Origin of the sequence: Mesorhizobium sp. KACC 23794 (genome assembly GCF_052180275.1) — a bacterium.
GTDB lineage: Bacteria > Pseudomonadota > Alphaproteobacteria > Rhizobiales > Rhizobiaceae > Kumtagia.
Map to the genome: position 1 here is coordinate 5094881 of NZ_CP197465.1, position 22997 is coordinate 5117877.

Annotated in this window: 23 protein-coding genes; 16 read left to right on the plus strand and 7 right to left on the minus strand. The window is 64.9% G+C overall.

What is annotated here, in order from left to right; translation table 11 throughout:
• Positions 1 to 68 precede the first annotated feature (68 nt).
• The 3 genes from kynU to ACSBOB_RS25040 are packed head-to-tail and all read left to right on the plus strand — an operon-like array spanning position 69 to position 2538.
• Positions 69 to 1262, plus strand: coding sequence for a kynureninase (gene kynU, locus ACSBOB_RS25030; RefSeq protein WP_442578760.1), 1194 nt, complete (start codon positions 69 to 71; stop codon positions 1260 to 1262).
• Complete coding sequence (kynA, locus tag ACSBOB_RS25035; protein ID WP_442578761.1) at positions 1259 to 2098, plus strand: tryptophan 2,3-dioxygenase; 840 nt, start codon at positions 1259 to 1261, stop codon at positions 2096 to 2098. Before kynU ends, kynA begins: the two co-directional genes overlap by 4 nt.
• A gap of 44 nt (positions 2099 to 2142) precedes the next feature.
• Positions 2143 to 2538, plus strand: a complete 396-nt coding sequence (locus ACSBOB_RS25040) for a RidA family protein (RefSeq protein WP_442578762.1) — start codon at positions 2143 to 2145, stop codon at positions 2536 to 2538.
• A 57-nt stretch (positions 2539 to 2595) separates the two neighbouring features.
• On the opposite strand, the gene ACSBOB_RS25045 is transcribed toward ACSBOB_RS25040, so the two are convergent.
• From ACSBOB_RS25045 to ACSBOB_RS25065, 5 genes are all read right to left on the minus strand, one after another.
• Positions 2596 to 4056: an aldo/keto reductase gene (locus ACSBOB_RS25045; protein WP_442578763.1), complete on the minus strand. Its 1461-nt coding sequence runs from the start codon at positions 4054 to 4056 to the stop codon at positions 2596 to 2598.
• Positions 4040 to 5056 (minus strand): branched-chain amino acid ABC transporter permease, encoded by a 1017-nt coding sequence (locus ACSBOB_RS25050; RefSeq protein ID WP_442578764.1) that lies wholly within the window; start codon positions 5054 to 5056, stop codon positions 4040 to 4042. Before ACSBOB_RS25050 ends, ACSBOB_RS25045 begins: the two co-directional genes overlap by 17 nt.
• Complete coding sequence (locus ACSBOB_RS25055) at positions 5053 to 5964, minus strand: branched-chain amino acid ABC transporter permease (RefSeq protein WP_442578765.1); 912 nt, start codon at positions 5962 to 5964, stop codon at positions 5053 to 5055. The genes ACSBOB_RS25050 and ACSBOB_RS25055 overlap by 4 nt, the downstream gene beginning before the upstream one ends.
• Positions 5961 to 6707, minus strand: a complete 747-nt coding sequence (locus ACSBOB_RS25060; protein WP_442578766.1) for an ABC transporter ATP-binding protein — start codon at positions 6705 to 6707, stop codon at positions 5961 to 5963. Before ACSBOB_RS25060 ends, ACSBOB_RS25055 begins: the two co-directional genes overlap by 4 nt.
• Positions 6708 to 6975: 268 nt before the next feature.
• Entirely contained in the window at positions 6976 to 7788 is an 813-nt protein-coding gene (locus ACSBOB_RS25065) for an ABC transporter ATP-binding protein (protein ID WP_442578767.1), read from the minus strand.
• A gap of 166 nt (positions 7789 to 7954) precedes the next feature.
• On the opposite strand from ACSBOB_RS25065, the gene ACSBOB_RS25070 reads away from it, so the two are divergent.
• From ACSBOB_RS25070 to ACSBOB_RS25090, 5 genes are all read left to right on the plus strand, one after another.
• The gene (locus tag ACSBOB_RS25070; protein WP_442578768.1) at positions 7955 to 8671 is read left to right on the plus strand and encodes a GntR family transcriptional regulator; all 717 of its coding nucleotides are present in this window, start codon (positions 7955 to 7957) and stop codon (positions 8669 to 8671) included.
• Entirely contained in the window at positions 8664 to 9011 is a 348-nt protein-coding gene (locus ACSBOB_RS25075) for a TIGR04076 family protein (RefSeq protein ID WP_442578769.1), read from the plus strand. The genes ACSBOB_RS25070 and ACSBOB_RS25075 overlap by 8 nt, the downstream gene beginning before the upstream one ends.
• 10 nt (positions 9012 to 9021) lie before the next feature.
• The gene (locus ACSBOB_RS25080) at positions 9022 to 10071 is read left to right on the plus strand and encodes an aldo/keto reductase (protein WP_442578770.1); all 1050 of its coding nucleotides are present in this window, start codon (positions 9022 to 9024) and stop codon (positions 10069 to 10071) included.
• Between the two features lie 89 nt (positions 10072 to 10160).
• The gene (locus tag ACSBOB_RS25085; protein WP_442578771.1) at positions 10161 to 11420 is read left to right on the plus strand and encodes an ABC transporter substrate-binding protein; all 1260 of its coding nucleotides are present in this window, start codon (positions 10161 to 10163) and stop codon (positions 11418 to 11420) included.
• Between the two features lie 112 nt (positions 11421 to 11532).
• Positions 11533 to 12756, plus strand: a complete 1224-nt coding sequence (locus ACSBOB_RS25090; protein WP_442578772.1) for a caspase family protein — start codon at positions 11533 to 11535, stop codon at positions 12754 to 12756.
• 108 nt (positions 12757 to 12864) lie between these two features.
• Here ACSBOB_RS25090 and ACSBOB_RS25095 read toward each other — a convergent pair whose 3' ends face one another.
• Positions 12865 to 13983 (minus strand): LLM class flavin-dependent oxidoreductase, encoded by a 1119-nt coding sequence (locus ACSBOB_RS25095; RefSeq protein ID WP_442578773.1) that lies wholly within the window; start codon positions 13981 to 13983, stop codon positions 12865 to 12867.
• Positions 13984 to 14104: 121 nt separating this feature from the next.
• Here ACSBOB_RS25095 and ACSBOB_RS25100 point away from each other — a divergent pair, with 121 nt between their 5' ends.
• From ACSBOB_RS25100 to ACSBOB_RS25110, 3 genes are all read left to right on the plus strand, one after another.
• The gene (locus ACSBOB_RS25100; RefSeq protein ID WP_442578774.1) at positions 14105 to 14659 is read left to right on the plus strand and encodes a winged helix DNA-binding protein; all 555 of its coding nucleotides are present in this window, start codon (positions 14105 to 14107) and stop codon (positions 14657 to 14659) included.
• 143 nt (positions 14660 to 14802) lie between these two features.
• Positions 14803 to 15192 (plus strand): cupin domain-containing protein, encoded by a 390-nt coding sequence (locus tag ACSBOB_RS25105; RefSeq protein ID WP_442578775.1) that lies wholly within the window; start codon positions 14803 to 14805, stop codon positions 15190 to 15192.
• 60 nt (positions 15193 to 15252) lie between these two features.
• Positions 15253 to 15642: a cupin domain-containing protein gene (locus ACSBOB_RS25110; RefSeq protein WP_442578776.1), complete on the plus strand. Its 390-nt coding sequence runs from the start codon at positions 15253 to 15255 to the stop codon at positions 15640 to 15642.
• A gap of 166 nt (positions 15643 to 15808) precedes the next feature.
• Here ACSBOB_RS25110 and ACSBOB_RS25115 read toward each other — a convergent pair whose 3' ends face one another.
• Entirely contained in the window at positions 15809 to 16900 is a 1092-nt protein-coding gene (locus ACSBOB_RS25115) for an LLM class flavin-dependent oxidoreductase (protein WP_442578777.1), read from the minus strand.
• A 127-nt stretch (positions 16901 to 17027) separates the two neighbouring features.
• Here ACSBOB_RS25115 and ACSBOB_RS25120 point away from each other — a divergent pair, with 127 nt between their 5' ends.
• The 5 genes from ACSBOB_RS25120 (at position 17028) to ACSBOB_RS25140 (ending at position 22417) form a co-directional block, all read left to right on the plus strand.
• Positions 17028 to 17837 (plus strand): HpcH/HpaI aldolase family protein, encoded by an 810-nt coding sequence (locus ACSBOB_RS25120; RefSeq protein ID WP_442578778.1) that lies wholly within the window; start codon positions 17028 to 17030, stop codon positions 17835 to 17837.
• Positions 17838 to 18030: 193 nt separating this feature from the next.
• Positions 18031 to 19227 carry a pyridoxal phosphate-dependent aminotransferase gene (locus ACSBOB_RS25125; RefSeq protein WP_442583824.1) on the plus strand — a complete coding sequence of 399 codons (1197 nt, stop codon included), beginning with the start codon at positions 18031 to 18033 and terminating at the stop codon, positions 19225 to 19227.
• A gap of 76 nt (positions 19228 to 19303) precedes the next feature.
• A complete protein-coding gene (locus tag ACSBOB_RS25130; protein ID WP_442578779.1) occupies positions 19304 to 20101 on the plus strand; it encodes an ABC transporter substrate-binding protein in 798 nt (265 codons plus the stop codon).
• A gap of 319 nt (positions 20102 to 20420) precedes the next feature.
• Positions 20421 to 21095, plus strand: a complete 675-nt coding sequence (locus ACSBOB_RS25135; protein ID WP_442578780.1) for an amino acid ABC transporter permease — start codon at positions 20421 to 20423, stop codon at positions 21093 to 21095.
• 44 nt (positions 21096 to 21139) lie between these two features.
• Positions 21140 to 22417: a cysteine desulfurase-like protein gene (locus ACSBOB_RS25140; RefSeq protein WP_442578781.1), complete on the plus strand. Its 1278-nt coding sequence runs from the start codon at positions 21140 to 21142 to the stop codon at positions 22415 to 22417.
• Positions 22418 to 22997 lie beyond the last annotated feature (580 nt).

The following is a 22997-nucleotide window of genomic DNA, read 5'->3' on the forward strand; positions in this document are numbered from 1 at the left end:
AGAAAAGCCGCAGCGGTTCAGAAGTCGCGCGGGCCGAAAAAAGTAAACTGTCCCCGGGCTGCCCGCCGATGACCGACTTCGCCAAAACCCGCGCGCTGTTCCATCTGCCGGACGGCGTCGTCTACATGGACGGCAATTCGCTCGGGCCGCTGCCGATCGCCGCGAAGGAGCGCGTCGCGAAAATGCTGGCCGACGAATGGGGCGGGCAACTGATCAAGGGCTGGAATTCCGCCGGCTGGTACGTGCAGCCTCGCAAGGTCGGCGACCGCATCGGCAAACTGATCGGCGCTCCGGAAGGCACGGTCGTCATGGGCGACACGCTGTCGATCAAAGTCTATCAGGCACTGGCCTCCGCGCTCGAGCTCAATCCGAAACGAAAAGTCGTGCTGTCGGACAGCGGCAATTTTCCGTCCGACCTCTACATGGCGCAGGGGCTGATCGGTTCGCTCGGCAAGGATCATGTGCTGAAGGTGGTCGAGCCGGAAGAGGTCGAAGCGGCGATCGACGAGAGCGTTGCCGTGCTGATGCTCACCGAGGTCGACTACCGAACCGGGCGGCTGCACGACATGAAGGCGCTGACCGAAAAAGCGCATGCGGCCGGTGTCATCACCATCTGGGACCTCGCCCATTCGGCCGGCGCCCTGCCCGTCGACCTGACCGCGGCGCAAGCCGATTTCGCGGTGGGCTGCACCTACAAATATCTGAACGGCGGGCCGGGCGCGCCAGCCTTCATCTATGTCGCGTCGAAACATGCCGAGGCCGTCCGCCCTGCCTTGTCGGGCTGGATGGGCCACGCCGCGCCGTTCGCCTTCGACCTTGATTACGCACCCGCGCCCGGCATCGAGCGCATGCGCTGCGGCACGCCGCCGGTGATCGCGCTGACGGCGCTGGAGGCAGCACTCGACACCTGGGACGGCGTGTCCATACAGGACGTGCGGAAAAGATCGATCGAGCTGATCGACCTGTTCATTGCCGAGGTGGAGGCGCGGTGCCCCGACCTCGTGCTCGCTTCGCCGCGCGACGGGCAAAAGCGCGGCAGCCAGGTGTCGTTCCGGCATCCACAGGGCTACGCGATCATGCAGGCGCTGATTGCGCGCGGCGTCATCGGGGATTTTCGCGCGCCTGATGCGATCCGCTTCGGCGTGACGCCGCTGTATCTCGGGCGCGACGAGGTGGTGCGGGCTGCCGAAATCCTGGAAGACATCATGGTGAACCGGTTGTGGGACCGGCCGGACCATCTGCGCAAGGCGGCGGTGACGTGAGCGCAAAACCTTACGATCCGGCGCGCGAGGGCGCCGAAATGTCGTTCCAGGGGCGCATGTCCTACAGCGACTATCTGCGGCTCGACCGCGTTCTGGACGCGCAGGAGCCGCTGTCCAAGGCGCATGACGAGTTGCTGTTCATCATTCAGCACCAGACCTCCGAACTGTGGATGAAGCTCGCCATCCACGAAATCCGCTCGGCGATCCGGGCGATCCATGACGACGAGTTGCAGCCGGCGTTCAAGATGCTGACGCGCGTCGCCCGCATCTTCGAACAGTTGAACAGCGCCTGGGACGTGCTGCGTACCATGACGCCCAGCGAATACACGGAGTTCCGCGGCTCGCTCGGCCAATCCTCCGGCTTCCAGTCGTGGCAATACCGGGCGATCGAATTCCTGGCCGGCAACCGCAACCTTGCCATGCTCGGCCCGCATGCGCACCGCGAGAACCTGGTCGCGACGCTGGAGGAGATACTTTCTGCCCCCAGCCTCTACGACGAGGCACTGCTGCTGCTTGCCCGCAACGGTTTTGACATCGGCGAGGATGCGAGCCGCACCGAGTGGCGCGAGACGCGCGCCGAAAACGACAAGGTTCTGGCGGCGTGGAAGGCGGTCTACGCCGCGCCGCAAGAGCATTGGCTGCTCTACGAACTGGCCGAAAAGCTGGTCGACTTCGAGGATTATTTCCGCCGCTGGCGCTTTAACCACGTCACCACGGTGGAGCGCATCATCGGCCTGAAGCGCGGTACCGGCGGCACGGCGGGCGTGTCCTATCTGCGCCGGATGCTGGATGTCGTGCTGTTTCCGGAACTGTGGAAAGTAAGAACCGAACTTTAGATCGATCGATGCAGAAGAAGAATTCAAGGCGATAGGGAGACGAAATGCACACAATCCTGCAGCCGGAAGGCTGGGCGAAGCCGGTGGGCTACGCGAACGGCGTCTCTGCGCGAGGGCGGCAGGTTTTCGTCGCCGGCCAGGTCGGCTGGAACGGCCAGTGCCAGTGGGAGACCGACGATTTCGCCGGCCAGGTGCGCCAGACGCTGGAGAACGTGGTGGCGGTGCTGAAAGAGGCGGGCGCCGGGCCGGAGCATATCACCACGATGACCTGGTATTTCACGGACAAGGCCGAATATCTCGGCAATCTCAAAGGGATAGGCCAGGCCTACCGGGAGGTGATCGGTCGCAATTTTCCGGCGATGGCCGCCGTGCAGGTGGTGGCGCTGGTCGAGGACCGCGCCAAGATCGAGATCCAGGCAATTGCCGTGGTACCGGACTGAGGATGATCCGATCGCCGGTGCAATCCGGCCGGCGATTTCGAGCCTTGCAACGGAAGCTCAATCCACCACGGCTTCCGCTTCTATCTCGACCTCGTAGTCGCCGACCAATCCGCCGGCCTGGATCAATGTGTTGGCGGGCTTGATGTCGCCGAAGACGCGGCCATGGGCGCGGGACACCGGCTCCCATTGCGAGGCGTCGCGCAGATAGATGCGGGTGCGCACGACGTCTTCCATTTTTCCGCCAAGCGCCGAGATTGAAGCGGCGATCTTGTCCAGAATGTAGGTGGTCTGCGCCCCGGCGTCCCCCGGCGCAACACAGCGGTCGGCGGCGTGGGTAGCGGTGGTGCCCGACACGCGGATGGTGTCCTTGACGCGGACGGCGCGGCTATAGCCGGCGATGGGTTCCCAGACGCTTCCCGACGAGACCCGGCTGCGGCCGGGGCGGCCGGGTACAGGCTCCGCCGTATAGATCGACGGGATGGCGTCGAGGTGGTGGCTCAGATCGCCCGAGGCGGTGAGGTAGGGCGGCTTACGATACTCGTCGCCACAGTCGCCGGGAATGGATTTCGTGGTGGCGAAGGCGGTTTCGAGCAGCGCCCGATCCTCGGCGTCGAGGGAAAAACCGAACAGTTTGAGATTGTCGGCGCGATGTTCGCTTTCGCCGAGACGGGCGCCGACGATCGCGGCGGCGACGGCGTCGTGCTCGAGAACCCAGCGGGTGGCGACGTTGGAGACCGAAACGCCATGCTTTTCGGCAATCGCCGAAGCGGCGCGCAAAATTCCCTGAAAGGCGTCCCAGCCGCCGGCGGCGTCGATGAAGCGTTTGTATTTCGAGCGGCTCCAGTCGGCGATGGAAGTTGGTTCCGCTTGGCCGAGCCATTTGTCGGCAAGGAAGCCGCCACATAGCGTTCCGTAAGCCAGCAGTCTGACGCCTTTCGCGCGGCACAGGTCGGAGAGCGCGCCGGCGGCGCGGCGGTCGACCAGCGAGAAAGACACCTGATTGGTGGCGACCGGCACGCCGTCGGCCAGCGCCAGCGCCAGATGCGCAGCGTCGAAATTGGTGACGCCGATGGCGCCGATCAGCCCCTCCTCCTTCAGCCGCGTCATCTCGTGCAGCGCATCCAGCCAGGCCGGATGCTCGAACGTCCACCAGTGGAACTGCAGCAGGTCGACTTTTTTCACACCGAGCCTGTCGAGCCGCTCCTGGACCCCCTTGCGGACGATGTCGGCGGTCATCGGGCCGGGTTCCGGGCACCATTTGGTGAAGGCGATCGGCCTTTGGCCGTGCGGATAGCGGGCGAGCAGCCGGCCGGTGATCAGCTCGGCGCTGCCGTAGTGGTCGGCCATGTCGAATGTGTCGAAGCCGGCCTGCGCATAGGCCTGGAGCGCGTCGGCGCCCTGCCCGGGATCGAGCAGTCTGCCGCCCTTTTCGAGGTCGGCGACCTGCCAGAGGCCGCAGACGAGGCGGCTGATGGAAAGGTTTTCGCCAAGCGCGATGCGGTCAGGGATTGCCGGCACGGGACGTCTCCTTGTCGGTTGGTTTCGGAGCGGCGCGGCGGAGCGGCGACAACCGGCCGAGATGGCGCGAGACGACCCGTTCCTCGCCGAGAATGCCGCGCGGGCGAAGCAGTAGGACGGCGCAAAGTCCCACGCCGATCATCACGATCTGCAGGGCGGCGGCGCGCGCCTGCTCGCCCGGCGGGAACAGGCCTGCCATGGCACCGGCCGAGCCCGCCCAGAGCCCCCAGACGAGCACCGCGCCGAGGATGGCGCCGCGGTTGTTGCCGGAGCCGCCGACGATCAGCATCGCCCAGACCTGGAAGGTCAGCATCGGCACGTAGTTTTCCGGGGCGATGAAGCCGATGAAATGCGCCTGGGCCGCTCCCGCCAGTCCCATGATGCCGCCGCCTATGGCAAAGGCCTGGAGCCGGAATTTCGTGGCGTTCTTGCCCAGCGCGCGGGCTGCCGCCTCGTCCTCGCGGATGGCGCGCAGCACGCGGCCCCATGGGCTGCGCACCAGGCGTTCGAGCGCCAGATAAAGCGCTGCGACGACCGCCACCAGCAGGGCGAGATTCGACAGGCTGAAGGCAAGCGGATTGCCGGCGAGCTCGGCGAACGGACGTGGGATGAAGCCGATACCGAACGGTCCTCCGGTCAGCGGCTCGAGGTTGAGCGCGACAAGCTGCACGGTGACGGCGACGCCGAAGGTGGCGATGGCGAGATAGTCGGCGCGCAGGCGGATGGTCAGCGCGCCGATCAGAAACGAGACCAGCCCGGCGGCGAGTGCGGCACTCAGCCAGCCGACGGCGATCGGCAGGTCGAAGCCGCCGAAGCGTTCCGGCGTGTCGGGCGTGGTCAGCAGCGCCGAGACGTAGGCGCCGATCGCCACGAAGCCGGCGACGCCGACATTGAAGAGACCGGTCTGGCCCCACTGCACGTTCAGCCCCAGGCACATGATGGCGTAGGTCAGCGCCATGGTCAGGAAGAAGGCCGCGTAGGCGATCAGTTCGACGCTCATTCCGGCCTCCCGAAGATACCTTGCGGGCGCAAAAGCAGGACGAGGACCAGGATGACGAAGGCGATTGCCGCGCGCCATTCGGCGCCGATCAGTTGCACGGCAAAGGCTTCGGACAGGCCTACGATCAGCCCGGCGAGCATGGCGCCGGGCACGCTGCCGATGCCGCCGAGGATGGCGGCGGCGAACAGCGGCAGCAGGAGGTCGAGCCCCATCTGCGGGCGGACCTGGACGAGCAGGCCAGCTATGACGCCGGCGACGGCCGCCAGCCCAGCGCCGAGCAGCCAGACGACGCGGATCACCTTTCGTACCTCGATGCCGACGACGCCCGCCAGCGCCGGATTCTCGCTGACGGCGCGCATCGAGCGGCCGATGGCGGTGCGGGTCAGGAGCAGGTGGATGGCGACGACAAGGACCGCCGCGACGGCAAGCGACAGGAGCTGGTCGGGCGTGGCGCGGATGCCGCCGCCGAGCGGCAGCGCGATCTGCAAGGCCTTGGTGTAATAGGCGGGTTTCGACGTGAAGATGAATTCGAGCAGGCTGCGCAACGTCAGCGCCGCGCCAAAACTCGCCATGACCATGATGATGACGGTGCTGCGCTGGCTCCGCAGCCGGCCGAACAGCAGCGCGTCGACCACCAGCGCGAGGCCGCCGGTGAACGCCACGGCGGCGAGCAGGCCGATTGGCAGAGCCCAGCCGAAGGAGAACGGACCGATCGGCGCCAGGAACCCGCCGGAAATCGCGCCGAGCAGACCTGCGACGGCAAGCGCAAAATAGGCGCCCCAGGCGATGAACTCGCCATGCGCGAAATTGGCGAAGCGCAGGATCGAATAAGTCAGCGTCACGCCGACCGCGCCGAGCCCGATCATCGAGCCGGTGATGAGGCCGTCCATGATCGCCTGCGGATTCACGACGCCCTCCGCTCGTGGCGCGCGCCGAGATAAAGCTCGGCGACGATCGGATCGTCGGCCAACGTCGCCGCCGGACCTTCGTGGCGCACGAGGCCCTCGACCAGAATCACGGCGCGGTCGGCGATGGCGAGCGCGGCCTTCACGTTCTGCTCGACCAGGACGACAGTGACGCCGGCGCGGTTGATCGCCTTCAGCCGCGAAAACACCTCGGCGACGATCTTTGGCGACAGACCGGCCGACGGCTCGTCGAGGATCAGCACGGACGGCTCGACGATCAGCGCGCGGGCGACCGCCAGCATCTGGCGCTGGCCTCCGGAAAGCTGCCCCGCCCGCAGCGACGGCCGCGCTGCAAGGTCCGGGAACGTCGCATAGAGGTCGGCGATACGGCGGGCGCGCCTTTCCTTGGGCAAGATATCCGCAGCCAGCCGCAGATTGTCCTCGATGGTCAGCGTCGAAAAGATGTTTTCGGTCTGCGGCACGAAGGCCAGGCCGTGGCGTATCTTCTCATGCGCCGGGACGTGGGTGATGTCGTTGCCGACGAGCAGCGCGGTTCCGGAATGGATCGGCACCAGTCCGGCGATGGCCTTGACGAAGGTCGACTTGCCGGCGCCGTTGGGGCCTAGAACCACGACCAACTCACCGGTCGCGACCGAAAAATCGACGCCGCGCACGATCGGGAGGTCGCGTTCGTATCCGGCGACAAGGTTTTGCGTGGACAGGGCGATCGAGGCCGCGACCGTCATCCCGGCAGTTCCTGGCATGGATCGATGTTATCAAGCGCAACCGTCGTAGCCGAACGCGGAAGACCCCCACCCCTAGCCCCTCCCCACAAGGGGGAGGGGAACTCTGCGGCCGCTATGCCGAGCGATACCGTCAAGGGTTGGCATTGAACGTAAACGCCGCCGGGTTCCCCTCCCCCTTGTGGGGAGGGGCTAGGGGTGGGGGTAATCTCGATCAAGTTTTCCGCGTCTGGCAGCAGAATTTGCCCGATAAGCCCGTAAGGAGCCTTGTTCATGCCGCTGCCCCGCCGAGATAGGCATCCACCACCGCCGGATCGCGCGACACGTCCTCGGGCGCCCCCTCGGTCAGATGGCGGCCTGCCGCCATGACCACGACGCGGCCGCAGAGCCGCGCCACCATCTCCATATTGTGCTCGATCAGCAGGATCGATTTCCCGCGCGCGTTGAGCTCCAGCACGCGGTCGATGATCAGTTCCAGCAGCGTTGGGTTGACGCCCGCCGCCGGCTCGTCGAGCAGGATCGCCTCAGGGTCGGCCATCAGGATGCGCGCCAACTCGAGCAGCTTTCGCTGACCGCCCGAGAGCACACGCGCCGGCTCGCCTTCCAGATGCGACAGCGTCACGAAATCGAGCAGCGAACGCGCCTTGTCGACCGCCGCCCTCTCCTCTTGCGCCACGCGGCTCGGGCGCAGAAAATTCATGAAAATGCTCTCGCCGGCCTGGCGCTGGCCGCCCGCCAGGACGTTTTCCAGCACCGTCATTTCGGCAAAGGGTTTCGGGATCTGGAAGGTGCGGCCGACGCCGCGTTCGATGCGCCGTTCGGGACCGCGCCGCGACAGGTCCTCTCCACCGACGACGATGGTGCCGGCGGTTGGCTTCAGGCTGCCGGCGAGCAGATTGAACAAGGTCGTCTTGCCGGCGCCGTTCGGACCGATGAGGCCGAGCATCTCGCCACACCGGAGGGAGATCGACATATCGTCGACAGCCCGCAGACCGCCGAACTGTTTCACCAAGCCGCGCGCCTCGATCAGTGGGGGGCGCTCGCCGGCATTCGTCGAACCGTTTTGGGCGCCTGCGGATGACATCCGGTGACCGAGAAATTTTGATCGATGATGTTTGATCAAACTTTACATCATCGAATATTGCAACTAGAAAATTCGCAGTTGACGCTTTCTGCTCTCCTTGCCTCGAACGGTGGCGACCCATGCGCGATCGGGAAGACTGGCACGATCTCAACCGCGTGGCGGCGCGATGAGCCGGCGTGGCCCTCTCTCTCCCGTCGGACGCGAGACGCTACATGACCGCGTCTATTCGGAGCTTCGCCGTTCGCTGATCCACGGCATGTTCGACGCCGGCGACATGCTGCGCATCCAGGATCTTGCGGAAACCCTGCAGACCAGCACCATGCCGGTGCGCGAGGCGCTGGGGCGGCTGGTCTCGGAGCAGGCGCTGGAGGCGTTGCCCAACCGCTCGGTGCGCGTGCCTCTGGTCACCCGCGAAAGGCTCGACGACCTCGCCCGCGCCCGCCGGCTGATCGAGGGCCAGGTGACGGCACTCGCCCTGCCCCGGCTGACGCGCGACGACTTTTCGCGCCTGCGCCAACTGACCGAGGATTGCGAGGCGGCCTTCCGCAGGGAGGATGACGACAAGGCGCATCACACGTCGGAGCTCAACCACGATTTTCATTTCTACATCTATCGGGCAGCCGGATCGGCCGTGCTGATCCCGATCGTCGAGAGCCTGTGGCTGCAATCCGGACCCTATGTGCGCGCCGCCGCGCAGATCCATGACGAGCATCGCGATATTTCGGCCACGCACTATCACTGGGCACTGATCGAGGCGCTGGAGCGCGGCGATGAGGTCGCCGCGGTCAGGGCACTGACCGACGACATCACCCGGTCGTTCAACCTGGTGCGCAGCCGCCTCGATGCCGACGACACGGAAGAGAGGAGCATCGCCTATGGCTGAGCGCGACGATTCCTTCGACCTGTTCGATCTGCGAGTCGAAGTCGTGGCCGACGAAGGCGCGAAAATCTATTGCGGGGCCAAGGTCGGCGATCATTTCGAACTTCGCGGCGAGATGCTGCACCTGCCGCCCGGCCAGGGGATTTCGATCTATTCGCTGTCGTCGGTGCTGCCGCTGCTGGCCGCCAAGCAGCGGCCGACGCACAAGAACGACTGGATGACCACGGACGCCGAGATCGCCTGCCCGGACCCGCATTGCGGCTCGCGGCTCAAAATCACGCGGCTCGGGCTGCGCCGCTTCAGCCATGCCGAGACGACGGCCGTGCCGCTCGATGACGAATGAGGCGACGACCATGCAACGGATAAAACTCGCGCCGGACTACGAGATCTCGCGGGTCATCCGCGGCGGGTGGCAGATGGCGTCGGGCCACGGCGCCGTGCGCAGCGACGATCCCGTCGCCGACCTGATCGCCTTCGCCGACGCCGGCATTACCACCTTCGACTGCGCCGATATCTATACCGGCGTCGAAGACCTGATCGGCCGCTTCCGCCTTCGCTACCGCGAGTTGCGCGGACAGGAGGCGCTGGACCGCATCAAGGTGCACACCAAATTCGTGCCCGACCTCGAAATCCTGCCGCGCATAAACAAAAGCCAGGTGGAAAGCCTGATCGACCAGTCGCTCAGGCGGCTGAAGATGGAACGGCTCGATCTCGTGCAGTTCCACTGGTGGGACTATGCGGCGGACCGCTGGCTGGAAACGGCGGTGTGGCTGGAAGAGCTGCGGAAGGCCGGCAAGATCCACAAGGTCAGCGCCACCAATTTCGACACCGGCCGCATGCTGGCGATGATCGATGCCGGCGTGCCGCTGACCTCCATGCAGGTGCAGTATTCGCTGCTCGACAGCCGCCCGGCCAAACGCATGGCCGCCGCCGCGATGGAGCACGGCGTGTCGCTGCTTTGCTACGGCACGGTGGCTGGCGGTTTTTTGGGCGATCGATGGCTGGGCACACCTGAACCAGGGGAAGCGCTCGAGAACCGCTCGCTGGTCAAATACAAACTGATCATCGGCGAAATCGGCGGCTGGGATTTTTTCCAGGCACTGCTGAAGACGCTACGCGGCATCGCCGACCGGCACGGCGTCGACATCGCCACCGTCGCAAGTGCGGCGATGCTGACAAAACCGGCGGTGGCCGGCGTTATCGTCGGGGCGCGGACGCGCGACCATCTGGATTCCAACCTCGCCATTTCCGATGTCGCGCTGACAGAGCGGGACAATGCGGAGATCGCCGCCGTACTGGCGCAGGCCAGGGAACTCGAGGGCGATGTCTACACGCTGGAGCGCGACCGCCACGGCCGCCACGGCTCGATAATGAAATACAATCTGAACAAGGGAGCCGCCTGACGCCCGCGCCGGGTGGCCCGAACCGACTTTTGCCTGCAAATGAACCAACGGCCGCCGGGAGTCGGCCAGAACCAGAAGGGGAATACAACATGAAAAAACTGCTGCTCACCACCGCGCTGCTCGCCGGCGTCTCCACACTGCCGGCCATGGCCGCCGACTGCGACATCACCGTCGGCGTCGTCATGGAGCTGACCGGCCCGGCCGGCGCCTACGGCCAGGCCGGCGCGAAGTCGGTCGAGATGGCTTTTCGCGACTTCAACGACGCCGGCGGGGTCGGCGGTTGCAAGCTTGTGACCGATACGCGCGACAGCCAGAGCCAGGGCAACGTCGCCGTCGACCAGGCCACGCAACTGGTCAACATCAAGAAGGTGCCGGTGGTCATCGGCGGCATCATCTCGTCGGTGTCGATCCCGATCCTGACCTCGGTGACGGCGCCGGCCGGCGTGGTGCAGGTGTCGCCCGCCTCGTCCTCGCCGACGCTCACGCAGCTTGCCCGCGACGGCAAGACCAACGGCGTGTTCTTCCGCACCATCACCTCGGACGCGCTGCAAGGCACAGCGGCGGCGAAATACGCAATCGACCAAGGCCTGAAGAAACTCGCCATCATCCATGTCAACAACGATTTCGGCGTCAACATGATGAAGGAGTTTTCGGCGGCCTTCACCAAACTCGGTGGCACCATCACCTCGACCACGCCCTACAACGAGAAGCAGGCCAGCTATTCGTCGGAAGCCAGTGCCGCCATGGCGGGCGAGCCCGAGGCACTCTACCTCGTCAGCTATCCGGTCGACGGCGCGACCATCGCGCGCGCCTGGATCTCCGGCGGCGGCCCGGCGAAATTCCTGCTCAACGACGGCATGAACTCGTCCGAGTTCATCGACGCGGTCGGCGCGCAGTATCTCAACGACGCCTTCGGCACCTCGTCGGGCACCGCCAAGACCGCCTCCACCGACTACTTCTACGGCGGCTACGAAGCCTTCTCGGGCGGCATCAAGCCGGACGCACCCGCCGCCGACCGCTCCTATGACGCCGGCGCCATCGTGGCGCTCGCCATCGCAAAGGCCGGCAAGGGCGACGCTGCTGCGATCAAGGCGGCAATCCCGGAAGTCACGGCGGCCGGCGGCGAGCCGATCCATGCAGGCAAGGACGAGTTCGCCAAGGCGCTCGGGCTGATCAAGGAAGGCAAGCCGATCAAATACGAGGGCGTCATCGGCCCGGTCACCTTCGACCAGTATGGCGACATTACCGGCCCGTTCCGCCTGTGGCGGATCAAGGACGGCCAGGTGACCACCGTCGGCGAGATGAGCGCCGAGGAGGTCGACAAGGTCAAGGGCGAACTGGCGAAGTAGTTTTCTGCCAAGCGGCGGGGGCGGGATGCTGCTCGCGCCAGCTTCACCATATGCGGGCAAAGCTGCTGGAATCCCTTGGCAAGCCGGGATTTTCGGGCGCTATAGTGGCGTCATGAAAAGGCTCGCCGTCCTGGCGCTGATGTTTGCGGGATTGATGCTGCTGGGCGCTTCCGCGCAGCCGGGGCGGCGCGTGGCGCTGGTCATCGGCAACGGCACCTACGAGAATGCGGGCACGCTCGCCAATCCCGTGAACGACGCCGCGGACATCGCCGCGAAACTGCGCGAGGTCGGCTTCGAAGTGGTCGAGGGGCACGATCTCGGCAAGCGCGACCTTGAGCGCAAGATCGGCGACTTCTCCGACGCGCTGCAAGGCGCCGACACAGGCCTGTTCTTCTACGCCGGCCATGGGCTGCAGGTCGACGGCCGCAACTTCATCGTGCCGGTCGATGCACAACTCGACGTACCGGTCAAGCTGAGACTGGAAGCCGTGCCGATCGACGAGGTGCTCGACATCATGGAGCAGCAGGCCAGGACCAGCCTGGTGTTCCTCGACGCCTGCCGCAACAATCCGTTCGCGCGCAGCCTGAGCGCCAAGGCGACGACGCGCTCGGCCACCGCCCTGCCCGGCCTCGCGCAGTTCGACACGACGCGCGGCTCCTTCATCGCCTTCTCGACCGCGCCGGGCGCCGTCGCCATGGACGGCACGGGCCGCAACTCGCCTTTCGCGGAAGCGCTGCTGCGCCACATCGACGAGCCCGGCCAGAGCATCAACGACATGATGATCGCGGTGCGCCGCGACGTGCTCGCCGCTACCCGCGAATTCCAGCGCCCGTACGAACAAGGCTCGCTGCTGGAGCGCTTCGAATTCGTGCCGGCCGGCGGGCCAGCCGCCGCACAGAAGCCCGTTGCGAGCGCGCCGCAGCAGAATACCCAGGTGGCCGCGCTCGAACGCTCGGTCGGCGACGACGCCGCGATCGAGCGCATGCTGACCGACGGCTACCTCTCGCCGCAACCCGGCAAGATCGCCGAGGCGGCGCGGCAGATCTATGCCGACAAGGTCACGCTGCTCAGTGCGCCTATGGACATCGAGGCGATCGTCAAGGCCAAGAGCGACTGGTTCGCACAGTTCAAATCTTGGTCGCTGACGCTCGATCCCGGCAGCCTGAAGGTCACGCCGCGCGGCGAGAACCGCGCCGACGCGGTGTTCTCGATGGGCTACGATTATGAGCCGATCGGCGGCGGCGCCCGCATCGCCGGCAAGTCGCGGGTCTCGCTCGGGCTGGTGCTGAGCGACGGCGAATGGCGGATCGTGTCGGAGACGCTGGCGGCACCGTAAGTGATGGGTTAAGTGCTGGGGACAGTTTACTTATTTCCGCCCGCGCGAGCCTTGAAACGCCTCGTCTTTCCGCGAAAATAAGTAAACTGTCCCCGGGATCCCTTCCTTCTAGGCAGCGACCGCCGACGCCTTTTGTGCGACGCGGATGCCGCGCTGTTCAAGCAGCGGCAGGACGTGATCGCGGAAATACGGGAACTCCTCGACATAGTCGACGAAGGACAGCGTCGTACCCTTGAATCCCGCCTGATGCAGCGAGGCGATGCCTTCGGCCACCTGCTCCGGCGTGCCGGTGAGCGGAAAACCGCCATGGCCGGCCGCCATGCGGTCGCGGATCAGCGCCAGCAGGTCGTGCGGGAAGGACTGGGCGTGGGCGAATTGCAGGCGCACCAGATTGTCCACCGCCTGCCAGTCGGCATTGGTCTGGCCGAAATGCTGGAGATAGTCCTTGGCTTCCTTCTCGGTCGGGCGGCAGACGACATGGCAGAAGGTCAGGACGTCTATGTCGCGGCCGGCCTCCCTGCCCTGCTGCTTAAGTGCCGCAATCTCGTCCTTCGAGCGCGACAGGTCGATGGCCGGAGTGAACAGGAAATCGGCGTTGCGCACCGCGAATTCGCGGCCCTGTTCGGAGCCCGCGGCATTGAGGATCGGCAGCGGCGTTGACGGGCGCGGGTCGCCGAGCACGTTCTTCAGCTTGAAGATTTTTCCATCCCAGTCGAAGGCTTCGGTCCGGCTCCACAGCGCCTCGACGATGTCGAACCATTCCTGGGCATAACCGTAGCGGGTCTCGTGGTCGTCGGGGAGCGTGAGGCCGAGCGCCTCGTATTCGGGCTTGTTCCAGCCGGCGACAATGTTGAGGCCGATGCGGCCGCCGCTGATTTGGTCGATGGTGGCAAGCTGTTTTGCCACGACCACCGGGTGGTTGGCGGCGGTATGCGTGGTGGCGAACACCGTGATGTCCTGCGTATGCGCCAGCAGGCCGGCGGCCCAGGTGATGGTTTCCAGCACATTGCCGTGGAAATTGGTCTCGCCGCCGTAGCCGATCCAGCGGGCGATCGGCAGCATGAAGTCGATGCCGGCGGCGTCGAGCAGCTTTGCCAGCTTCAGATTGTTGTCCCAGGTGCTTTTCCAGCGCTCCGGAAGCTTGGTCACTGTCATGCCGCCCGAGCAGTTGGACGCGAAGGTGCCGAGCAGGAACTGGTCGCGGTCGAACATTCGGTTACGTGGCATCGCATTCTCCTCCATCTCAAAACCCCATTTTTATGTTTAATTTTATGATAGAAAGTCTATTTGATTTTCAAAGTGGACGCAAGGTCAAGGCTGAGGCATCTTCCGCCCGGAGGAGACCTTGATGACCCGCCGCGCCACGCCCGCCGATCAGCCGAAGAAAATGCTCGACCGGTCGTGGCATCTCGCCCGCACGCCGCAGGAGATGGATGTCGCGGAAATCGAATACGCGCTGATCCGCTGCTTCGAGGCGTTCGGCCACTGGCAGGCGGAATGCCTCGCCTCGGTGGCCGATTTTGCCGCCAGCGGGCCGGAAAACGCGCTGCTGCACATGATCCGCATGAACGACCGGCCGAAAAGCGTGCGCGACCTCGCCCATATGGCCAACCGCCAGGACGTTCCCAACATCCAGTACAGCCTGCGCAAACTGATCAAGGGCGGGCTGGTGGTGCGCAGCGGCAGCGGCCGTTCCGGCGTCACCTACGAAACCACCGAGTTCGGCCGCGACGTGTGCGACCGCTATGCCGACGTACGCGCCGACCTGCTGATCGACCCGGTGACGCGCCTGCCAGACCTCGCGGAGCGTCTTCAGGACGCGGCGCGGACGCTGGACACTATGACCGGCATCTACGAGCAGGCGGCGCGCAATGCCGCGACACACCGCCATCGGCCGAGGTGAACCCCTGCGAAGGCACCAAGGCAATTGCAAGGGAATCGCAGGGGACGATTTTTACTTTCTTTCGGCAGAACGGCGAGGCAGTTCAGAAGTCGCGCGGCCGAAACAGGAAACGGTTTCCGACATCATCACGGAGGAGGACACACATGCTGAGAATACTTTTGACCGCATTGTCGCTGGCGCTGCTGCCGGCAGCCGCGCTTGCCCAGGACGCGCCGGCCGGCATCAAGCGCATACCCCTGCAATCTGCGGACTTTCCGGCTGGATACGAGACATTGCTCGGCGTGACCGAAGTTCCACCGGGTGCGCAATCCAGCCCCAACTCGCATCCCGGCCTTGAAACGGGCTATGTCCTCGAGGGTGAGGTGACGATCTCCATCGCCGGCCAGGCGCACATGGTCCTGAAGGCCGGCGAGTCCTACACGATATCGGCAGGCACGGTTCACCATGTGAAAGCCGTGGGCGACAAAGCGGCCAGGATCGTTACGACCTACGTCATTGAACGAGGCAAGCCGCTGTCAACCCCGGCGCCTTAGTGCTCGGGCGTACGATCATACACTGGCCTGCCAACGCCACTTTCCGAGGAGGAAATCGCAATGCTGAGACTTGCTCTCATCGCTGTCTCGCTCGCCATGTTGACCGTGGTTTCGGCTGCACAGGACGCGCCCGTCGGCATCAAGCGCACGCCATTGCAGAAGATCGCCTATCCGGAGGGCTACACGGTGATGATGGGCACCGCCGAGATCCCGCCCGGGGGTGCGGCCGGGCGGCATACGCATCCCGGCATTGAGACCGGATACATATTGGAAGGCGAGGTGCTGATGTCGGTCGACGGCCAACCCGACCAGACGCTGAAGGCCGGCGATTCCTACCAGATCCCGGCCGGCGCCGCGCATGACGTGAAGGCGGTTGGTGACAGACCGGCCAAGGCGCTGGCGACCTATGTGGTGGAGGCGGACAAGCCGCTGGCGAGCCCGGCGCCGTAACCCTCGCCCTTGAAGGGAGGGTCGGCGAGCGCTCGGAGCGAAGCGACGAGCTGGCGACGGGATGGGGTCGCTTCAGGACGTAGCGCTTCATCACTGAACCACCCCGTGTCGAAAGACCTCGCGTACCGCTCGGTTTCCTCCGCGACCCTCTTCTCAAGGGGGAGGGTTATCCGCGATACCCCGCCTTCCTCAGCAGCGGCAGGACGCGGTCGCAGAAATAGGGCAATTCCCGAGTGTAGTTGACGAAGGACAGCGCGATGCCGTCAAAGCCCTGCCCGGCTATGGCGACCATCTCCTCGGCGATGCCTTCCGGCGTGCCGACCAGCGGATAGCTGCCCGCGCCGCCGGCGAAACGCTGGCGGTAGCGGTCGTAGGCATGTGTGTCGTGAGACTGCGAAAACTCCTTCTTGCCCGCCATGTGGGCGTCGACTGCCGCGTGATCGGCCATAACAACGGCGTAGCGGTCATAATAGGCGCGCGCTTCCTCCATTGTCTCGCGGCAGACGACGTGGGCCACCGTATAGCAGCCGACCGCGCGGCCGACCTTGTCGGCGCGCTCGCTGATGTCGGCGACGTGTTTTCCCGCATCGGCCAGTTCGGAAAAGGTGGTGAAGAGATAGTCGCAATGGGCAGCGGCGAAATCGCGGCCCGGGCCGCCGAAGGCCGCGTTCATCGTCACCGGGCGCGGCGCCTGCAGGCTGGCGGGGCGGCTGACGGCGTCCTTGAGATGGTAATAGGTCCCGTCATAGTCGAGCGGTTCGTCCGAAGCGTAGAGCTTTTCGACGATGTCGATCCATTCGGCCGCCTGGTCATATCCCTTCTCGACCAGCGGCGTGCCGAACATGCCGAATTCCTTCGGGTTCCAGCCGCAGACGATGTTCAGCCCCGCGCGTCCTTGACTGATGTGGTCGACGGTGGCCAGCGCCTTCGCGGCATAGAGCGGATGCACCAGCGGCACATGCACGGTCATGAACAGGCCGATATTTTCGGTCGCCGCCGCCAGCCCGGCCGCCCAGGTGAAGGTCTCGAAGGAATGCTCGCGCACCCTGTTCCTGCCGCCAAAACCCTTCCAGCGGGCGATCGGCAGGAAAAAATCCAGCCCGGCGCGGTCGGCGATCTCAGCGGCAGTGAGGTTGTCCGGCCACGTCGCCGTCCAGCGCTCCGGCACGTCAGTGATGGCAAGTCCGCCGTCGGCATTGGTGGAAAAGACGCCGAGCTTCAGCCGGTTGGGGCCTTTCAGCGGATGCGGTTTTGTCATGGAATTGCTCCTCCAAGGCGGCACGCTACGGGCTGGCGAAAATATTTCAAGCATGAAACGTCTGCCGGCTTCGCAGCGCAGGCGTCTGGGCTTATCACTCACCCGAGATGGACCGAGGGGAAGAGAGATGACCGGCTTTCGCGAAAAATGCCTCGGCAAATCCTCCATGGTCGGAACGTTTGCGGCGATCCCGCACCCCGTCGCAGTGGAAGTGGTGGCGCAGGCGGGGCCGGATTTCGTCTGCATCGACTGGGAGCATGCGCAGATCGGACGCGACGGCGTCGAAAACCTCGTGCGCGCCGCCGACATCCACAAGGTGCCGGCGATGGTGCGCGTGCCGGGCCATGCGCCGGAGGAAATCGCCGCCGCGCTCGACAGCGGCGCGGCCGGCGTGCTGGTGCCGCGCGTTTCAACGGCCGAGCAGGCGCACGCCGTGGTCAAGGCGTCGCGTTATCCGCCGCAAGGCGAGCGCGGCGTCGGGCCGGTGCGCGCCGCCGGCTATGGCTACCGCATCTTCGACTATCTCGGCCGCGCCAATGCCGAAATCCTCGTCGCCGTGCAAGTGGAGACGGCGGAAGGTCTAACCAACGCCACCGAAATCGCCGCGACGGACGGTGTCGACGTGGTGTTCGTCGGGCCGGGAGACCTCTCCGTCTCGCTCGGCGCGATCGGTCCAGAGGGGGCCGAAAAGCTTGGCCAGGCGATCGGCACGATCATCGAAGCGACACTGGCGGCCGGCAAGGTCGCGGGCATCTTCTGCGGCAAGCCGGAGGACGCCGCGCGCTGGGCGGCCAAGGGCGCGAGCTTCTTCATCCTCGCCAGCGACGCGATGTTTTTGGGGGCGGCCATCGCGGCGGGGTGCGAATCCGCCCGCAATGAGGTCCGGCAAGCGCCCGTCCCTGGCAAGTCGTCCGGACGCTCCGGCACCGGGCACTAGGTTGCACGTGCACGCAATCCGGCCTGGAAGAACCAAAATCGGCTCTCATCTTTTTAAGCTTAAAACTTTCATCTTGAAAACCGCCGCACTTCGGATAAGCATTCCCTGGTCAGTCGCGTCAGCCGCGTGAGAACTTCATCCGACGGAAGCGACACGCGTCCCGTACGTTTGAAGGGTTTTGTCCTTGTCTTTCATGCCGCCTCAGTCGTCGTCCGTGGCCAAGGCGCGCTACGCATTCGACGGCATCCGCGCCCAGATGCGCGACCTGCACACCGAAACCATCGCCAACCTCGCCATGCGCGCCCGCGAAATCGGCGACGTCATTGCGCTGTGGTACGGCGAAGGCGACATGGTGACGCCCGCCTTCATCCGCGACGCCGCCAAGCAGGCGTTCGACGACGGCCTGACCTTCTACATCCCCAACATGCGCGGCTACGAGCCGCTGATCGAGGCGCTGTCGGAATACCAGAGCCGCCTGCACAGCCAGCATATCCCGATCTCGCGCACCACGGTGACGCCGAGCGGCATGCAGGCGCTGTATTTCGCGCTGGAACTGCTGGTCGATGTCGGCACCAACGTCGTCTACGTCGCGCCGCAATGGCCGAACATCCACAACGCCATCCACCTGATCGGCGGCGAGCCGCGGCCCTGCCATCTCGATTTCGACGGCGACTGGCGGCTCGACCTCGAAAAACTGTTCGCCATGTGCAACGCGCGCACCCGCGCCATCTTCCTGTCGACGCCGTCCAACCCCACCGGCTGGACGGCAAGCCGCGAGGAGATGCTGGCGCTGCTGGAGTTCAGCCGCCGCACCGGCATCTGGATCATTTCCGACGAGGTCTATGCGCGGCTTTATTTCGACGGCGAGGTGGCGCCGTCGATTCTGCAAGTGGCCGAGGACGGCGACCGGGTGCTGGCCGTCAACAGTTTTTCGAAGGCCTGGGCGATGACCGGTTTTCGGCTGGGCTGGCTGACGCACCCCTCCGGCGTCGCCGACCAGCTTGGCGCCATGACGCAATATATCAACAGCGGGTCGGCCGGCCCGATTCAGGCCGCAGCCAACGCCGCGATCCGCCAGGGCGAGCCGCTGGTCCATGAGATCCGCGAGCGCATCAAGACGGGCCTCGACCTCGCCTACGGCAAGCTGGCGCAACTGCCCGGCATCATCCTGCCCTCAAAACCGCGCGGCGGCATGTATGCCTTCTTCGCCTTCGAAGGGCAGGACGACTCGCGAAAGGTCTGCGCGGACATTCTCGAAAAGGCGCATGTCGGGCTGGCGCCGGGCTATCTGTTCGGCAGCTCGGCCAACGCCTTCCTGCGCATGTGCGTGTGCCGCGATGCCGGGCAGATCGAGACCGCGCTCGACCGGATGGTCGAGACGATGAAATGACGCTCCGCCAGAAAGCGGGACGGCAACAACCCGTGCGGGCTGAAGCCCGACCGGGCAACAACCAGGGGAACGAACAATGAGCTTTACACGCCGCAACCTTCTGATCCTCGCCGCCGCGGTCGGCTTTGCCGCCGGCCCGATCGCCGCGCACGCCGACGGCGTGCTGAACGTTGCCTCCTATCCGAACAACCCGCCCTTCGAATTCAAGGCCGAGAGCGGCAATTTCGAGGGTTTTGAGGTCGACATCGTCACCGAGGCGGCCAAGCGCATCGGCATGACCGTCAACATCGAGGGCTACGACTTCCAGCCGCTGTTTGCCGCGACAAGCTCCGGCCGCGTCGACGTGGCGATCTCCTCGATCACCATCACCAAGGAGCGGCTCGGCTCGCAGTCGTTCACCCAGCCCTACTACGATTCCGACATGGGCATCGCCGCCAAGACGGACGGCGCGGTCAAGGGCCTCGCCGACCTCAAGGGCAAGGTCGTCGGCGTGCTCTCGGGCTCGACCGGCGAGAAATACGCCAACGACAACAAGGATGCCCAGGGCTTCGCCGAGGTGAAGGGCTACAACACCCAGCAGGACGTGCTGCTCGATCTCGCCGCCGGCCGCGTCGACGGCGTGGTCAGCGACGTTCCCGGCATGGAATATGCCTTCACCAAGATGAAGGGCCTCGCCGTCGTCGAGCGCATCAAGACAGGCGAGCAATACGGTCTGATGGTCACAAAAGACTCGCCCCTGCTCGAAAAGCTGAACGGCGCGCTGACCGAGATGAAGAAGGACGGCAACTTGCAGGCGATCCACAAGAAGTGGTTCGGCACCGACGCGCCGGCCGATTCGTCGACGGTCGCCGAGGCGCCGCTTCCGAAGGCCTGAGCTTCCGGACCTTCTCGGGATAATTACCAGATCTTTGCCTTGACCGTCAGCGCTGCCCCTCACTGCCCTGCCCAGCATCTCTCCCCGTGAAGAACGGGGGAGAGACGCTCTCAATGCCGGCTCTGCCAATCGCCCATGCCGCAGAAGGCAAACCGAGTGCGGCAAGTGGCCTTCTCCCCGTTCTTTACGGGGAGAAGGTGCCGGCAGGCGGATGAGGGGCGGCGCGGACGGTCAAAATCAACAGCCGCTTCTATAAGTGGTGCCGGCTCCCGCCGGCACGATCGTTTGGGCAGTGCACTAGACTCGGATTGGACTGCCGATGACTTTGCTCGACACCTTCTTCAACGGCCAGGTCTTGCTGTCGGCCTTCCCGGCGCTGATGCGGGGATTCCTGAACACGCTGCTGCTCGGCTTCCTCAGCATCGGCATCGGCATTCCCGTCGGCCTGCTGATCAGCCTGGTGCGCCTCTATGCCCCAAAACCGTTCCGCTGGCTCGCCATCGGCTACATCGACATTTTTCGCGCCATGCCCGTGCTGGTCGTGCTCATCCTGATCTATTACGCGCTGCCTTTCATCGGCATCCGCCTGTCGTCATGGGTTTCGGCGACCATGGCGTTCGCCTTCATCATGTCGGCCTATTCGGCGGAGGTCTTCCGGTCCGGCATCGAAAGCATCCCGCGCGGCCAGTTCGAGGCGGCGAACGCACTCGGCCTGCCGTTCCTGCTGACGCTGCGCATGGTCATCCTTCCGCAAGCGGTTCGCCTCGTCATTCCGCCGACCACCAGCAATTGCGTGTCGATGTTCAAGGACACGTCACTGGCGTCGGTGGTCGCGCTGCCCGAGTTGCTGAAGGAGGCCAACAACGCGCAGGCGCTGTACGCCAATCCCTCGCCGTTGATCGGGGCGGCGCTCGCCTACCTTATTTTCCTATGGCCGATGGTGCGTCTCGTTGGCCTGCTGGAGCGCCGCTTCAAGGACGAAAAGGCGCGCTGAGATCGGCTTCGTCCCTCCCCATCTATCCGTCCAAGGACATTTGCATGAACCAGCATCAGACCGCGAAAGCGGACAGCGCCGCATCCTTTCCCGTCGACGATATCCGCGCCATGTTCCCGGCGCTGAAGCAGGCCGGCGACTTCATCTTCTTCGACAATGCCGCCGGCGCGCAGATCCCGCAAAGCGTGCTCGACGCGGTCACCGGCCACCTCGTCGGCCACAATGTGCAGCGCGGCGGCCGCTATGGGCGCAGCGTGCAGGTCGACCAGTCGGTCGCGCAGGCGCGGGAGAGTGTGGCGCTGCTCATCAACGCCTACAGGCCGGAGGAAATCTGCTTCGGCATGAACGCCACCTCCTTCATCCGCCTCGTCAGCCTCGGCATCGGCCAGATGCTTTCGCAGCGCGACGAGATCATCGTCACCGACATGGACCACGACGCCAACATCGCCACCTGGCTGGCGCTGGAGCCGATGGGCGCAAAATTCAAATGGTGGCGGATGCGCGAGGACGGCAATCTGCATGTCGACGACCTCGCGCCGCTGCTGTCGGAGCGGACGCGCCTCGTCGCCTGCACGGTGACGGCGCATTCGATCGGCTCGATCGTCGATGTCGCGGCCGTGGCGGCAATCGCCCACGCGGCCGGCGCCGAAGTTTTTCTCGACTGCGTGCATTACGGCCCGCACGGGCTGATCGACGTGCAGATGTGGGACTGCGACTATCTCGTCTGCTCCGGCTACAAGAACTTTTCGCCGCACATGGGTTTCCTGTGGGGCCGCTTCGAGACGCTGAAGCGGCTGCCGACTTTTCGCGAGGATTTCATCCCCGACGAGCCGCCCTACAAGGTCGAGGCCGGCACCTTCGTCTATGAGAATGTGTCAGGCATGGACGCGGCGGTGCGCTACCTCGAATCGATCGGCCGCAATTTCGCGCCTGCCAACAACCGCTCGCGCCGCGAAAACATTGTCGCCGGCATGGCCGAAATCCGCGCCTACGAGATTTTCCTCGCCCGCGAGATGCTGCGCGTGCTGAACGGCGTCGGCGCGACGATCTACGGCATCGGCGACGAAAAACGCGTCGACCAGCGCGTGCCGACCTTCTGCTTCAACATCGGCAATCTGTCTCCGCAACTGGTCGTGGAAGAAATGGCCGCGATCGGCATCGGCATCCGCGACGGCCACATGTACGCGCCGCGCCTGATGAAACGGCTCAACCTCTCCATGGACAGCGGCTGCATCCGCGTGTCGCTGGTGCATTACAATACGGTGGAGGAGATTTTGCGGTTCGAGGCGGCGCTGAAGGATATTATTGCGCGGAATGGGTAGGTTCGGCTTGAGTCCTGTGGAGCCAAGACAGCAACCGTAATGCGGCAGGCCCTAAGCGCATGAAGCGTCGACGGTTGTTAGGGGGAGTGGCTCCACCATCGGTTCTCGTTTTTTTGCTCCCTCCCTTTAAGGGCGGTTACCTGGACGCTCGAAACTGCCGTCGTCGGTGATGTCTCGACATTTTCAGCGCGCTTGATACCATACGCGACATGGACCCCAAACTGCTGAAGATTGGACGAGGCGCGGCAATTGGGAGCGCTCTGGGCCAAATAGTCAATACGGTCCTGCGCGGTGATAGCGTGCGCGAGATTGCGACCTCGGCCGCGCTGTCAATCTCTGTCACCATATGCATCATCCTTGTTATCGGGCAGGTGCATAAGCGGCTGGGTGCGAAGCGGCTTAACCCTTCAGGTGGTTGATGATGAAACACTCCTGCTTTGGGTTGGCTTTACTCGTTGCGCTCAGCTTGTCGAGTTCGGCCAGCGCCGACCAGCCAACTGGGACCGCCATACTTCGCCTTAAAACAGCGTCAGGCGCAGGGGCGCGTTCAATGATAGAGCAGCACTGCATCATGGTTGCG

What these genes read in the sequence shown, in the direction of transcription:
- kynU (WP_442578760.1), top strand. Translation starts at nt 69, where the DNA reads ATGACCGACTTCGCCAAAACCCGCGCGCTGTTCCATCTGCCGGACGGC.
- ACSBOB_RS25040 (WP_442578762.1), top strand. Translation starts at nt 2,143, where the DNA reads ATGCACACAATCCTGCAGCCGGAAGGCTGGGCGAAGCCGGTGGGCTAC.
- ACSBOB_RS25050 (WP_442578764.1), bottom strand. Translation starts at nt 5,056, where the DNA reads ATGAGCGTCGAACTGATCGCCTACGCGGCCTTCTTCCTGACCATGGCG.
- ACSBOB_RS25060 (WP_442578766.1), bottom strand. Translation starts at nt 6,707, where the DNA reads ATGACGGTCGCGGCCTCGATCGCCCTGTCCACGCAAAACCTTGTCGCC.
- ACSBOB_RS25065 (WP_442578767.1), bottom strand. Translation starts at nt 7,788, where the DNA reads ATGTCATCCGCAGGCGCCCAAAACGGTTCGACGAATGCCGGCGAGCGC.
- ACSBOB_RS25070 (WP_442578768.1), top strand. Translation starts at nt 7,955, where the DNA reads ATGAGCCGGCGTGGCCCTCTCTCTCCCGTCGGACGCGAGACGCTACAT.
- ACSBOB_RS25075 (WP_442578769.1), top strand. Translation starts at nt 8,664, where the DNA reads ATGGCTGAGCGCGACGATTCCTTCGACCTGTTCGATCTGCGAGTCGAA.
- ACSBOB_RS25080 (WP_442578770.1), top strand. Translation starts at nt 9,022, where the DNA reads ATGCAACGGATAAAACTCGCGCCGGACTACGAGATCTCGCGGGTCATC.
- ACSBOB_RS25085 (WP_442578771.1), top strand. Translation starts at nt 10,161, where the DNA reads ATGAAAAAACTGCTGCTCACCACCGCGCTGCTCGCCGGCGTCTCCACA.
- ACSBOB_RS25090 (WP_442578772.1), top strand. Translation starts at nt 11,533, where the DNA reads ATGAAAAGGCTCGCCGTCCTGGCGCTGATGTTTGCGGGATTGATGCTG.
- ACSBOB_RS25095 (WP_442578773.1), bottom strand. Translation starts at nt 13,983, where the DNA reads ATGCCACGTAACCGAATGTTCGACCGCGACCAGTTCCTGCTCGGCACC.
- ACSBOB_RS25100 (WP_442578774.1), top strand. Translation starts at nt 14,105, where the DNA reads ATGACCCGCCGCGCCACGCCCGCCGATCAGCCGAAGAAAATGCTCGAC.
- ACSBOB_RS25105 (WP_442578775.1), top strand. Translation starts at nt 14,803, where the DNA reads ATGCTGAGAATACTTTTGACCGCATTGTCGCTGGCGCTGCTGCCGGCA.
- ACSBOB_RS25110 (WP_442578776.1), top strand. Translation starts at nt 15,253, where the DNA reads ATGCTGAGACTTGCTCTCATCGCTGTCTCGCTCGCCATGTTGACCGTG.
- ACSBOB_RS25115 (WP_442578777.1), bottom strand. Translation starts at nt 16,900, where the DNA reads ATGACAAAACCGCATCCGCTGAAAGGCCCCAACCGGCTGAAGCTCGGC.
- ACSBOB_RS25120 (WP_442578778.1), top strand. Translation starts at nt 17,028, where the DNA reads ATGACCGGCTTTCGCGAAAAATGCCTCGGCAAATCCTCCATGGTCGGA.
- ACSBOB_RS25125 (WP_442583824.1), top strand. Translation starts at nt 18,031, where the DNA reads ATGCCGCCTCAGTCGTCGTCCGTGGCCAAGGCGCGCTACGCATTCGAC.
- ACSBOB_RS25130 (WP_442578779.1), top strand. Translation starts at nt 19,304, where the DNA reads ATGAGCTTTACACGCCGCAACCTTCTGATCCTCGCCGCCGCGGTCGGC.
- ACSBOB_RS25135 (WP_442578780.1), top strand. Translation starts at nt 20,421, where the DNA reads ATGACTTTGCTCGACACCTTCTTCAACGGCCAGGTCTTGCTGTCGGCC.
- ACSBOB_RS25140 (WP_442578781.1), top strand. Translation starts at nt 21,140, where the DNA reads ATGAACCAGCATCAGACCGCGAAAGCGGACAGCGCCGCATCCTTTCCC.